Origin of the sequence: Rhizobium sp. CCGE 510 (assembly GCF_000292525.1) — a bacterium.
GTDB lineage: Bacteria > Pseudomonadota > Alphaproteobacteria > Rhizobiales > Rhizobiaceae > Rhizobium.
This window is the reverse complement of record NZ_AEYF01000080.1, coordinates 1-1184: the sequence shown is the minus strand read 5'-3', so window position 1 is coordinate 1184 and position 1184 is coordinate 1. Positions and strand designations below refer to the sequence as shown.

Sequence of the window (1184 nt, the reverse complement as noted above, 5' to 3'; positions counted from 1 at the left end):
GAGGGGTGATTAGCCTCAAGACCAACAACGAAGGGGGATAACATGAGCATGCAATGGCTGTTGGCACGAGCACCGGGGTTCCAGGCGCTGCCTGAAGAGGACCGCGCCGCGATCTTCAACTTCACTTTCCTCTGGAGCCTGTTCGAAGCTCAGGTCATGGGCAATTTTGCCCGTGCCGACCTGATCTGCGCCAAGGCAGACGCGTGGCGCAACGCGGGCACGCTCGACGCAGACCAATATGACGCGGAACTGGCCTATTTTCGGGAGCGCTACTTTGCCAATGGCTCGTTCACGCACCACTTCGCACATCTGCATCTGCGCCCCGCCGATCAGCCCGATCTCGTCCGATCGGTTCTCGACGGCAGCAACAACGCCCCGCGGGATCGGCTGCTGACTGTGCTGATGATCGTTTGGCGCTTTCGCAATAATCTGTTCCACGGCGAAAAGTGGGCTTATCAGCTGCAGGGCCAGCTCACAAACTTCACCCACGCCAACGCCATCTTGATGCGGCTGCTCGATCGGCATGGGCAGTTGGCCGCCTGACGGCGGCTCGCATTGCCCAGACCTATCTAGGCGCTCGGAGCCTTCCTCCAGAATGGCTCGTCCGCATAGATGCTGACGCCCATCTGCCCACGCGGGATTTGGGCGGTCCAAGCCAGGACCTCGTCGGTCGGGACAACCAGCCTGGTCTGGCCCGTGGGCTCCCAGCAGTTTTTGCCGGACTTCATGTAGAAGTCGCCGACACCTTCCGCGTTGATCCGCCCGGAGCGCGTCCGCCGCAAACCGAAGGTCGTGATCTCGTAGGTCAGGATGCCGCCGTGAGTCCGGCGAACGACCGCCGGGGAACCCTCGGGCTGATTGCGGTAGTAGTTTTCGATCTCAGCCTCGGTCTGACGGGCGCATGGCGAAAGCTTACGGTCTGGCACGGTTGATCCTTTTGTTCGAGGGCTCTCGGCCCTCCAGCCAACATAGCGGTCGACTAATCCCTGGTCGCGAATACCTTGCGCGTTCCCTGAATATTGCCGTCCTTATCTAAGTACCCGTCCGTCGAAGATCGAACCCGGTCGTCGAGAAATGCATCGAAAATCGACGCTATCTCGGGTGGCGTGAAGTGGAAGAGTTGCGTCTTGCTTTGTGTGTCCGATGCAATCAGGAGCCCATCTGGCATATAAACGTTAGTCCGG

At 59.9% G+C, this 1184-nt stretch carries 2 protein-coding genes and 1 pseudogene; 1 reads left to right on the top strand and 2 read right to left on the bottom strand.

From position 1 onward, the window contains the following. Nucleotides 1-42: 42 nt before the first annotated feature. Complete coding sequence (locus RCCGE510_RS32420) at nucleotides 43-543, top strand: hypothetical protein (protein ID WP_240539736.1); 501 nt, start codon at nucleotides 43-45, stop codon at nucleotides 541-543. Between the two features lie 26 nt (nucleotides 544-569). On the opposite strand, the gene RCCGE510_RS32415 is transcribed toward RCCGE510_RS32420, so the two are convergent. Both RCCGE510_RS32415 and RCCGE510_RS35410 read right to left on the bottom strand, forming a co-directional pair. Further along, nucleotides 570-926 carry a hypothetical protein gene (locus RCCGE510_RS32415; protein WP_007637729.1) on the bottom strand — a complete coding sequence of 119 codons (357 nt, stop codon included), beginning with the start codon at nucleotides 924-926 and terminating at the stop codon, nucleotides 570-572. Between the two features lie 53 nt (nucleotides 927-979). Then, nucleotides 980-1184 (bottom strand): annotated as a pseudogene (locus RCCGE510_RS35410) (hypothetical protein); the annotation flags it as partial.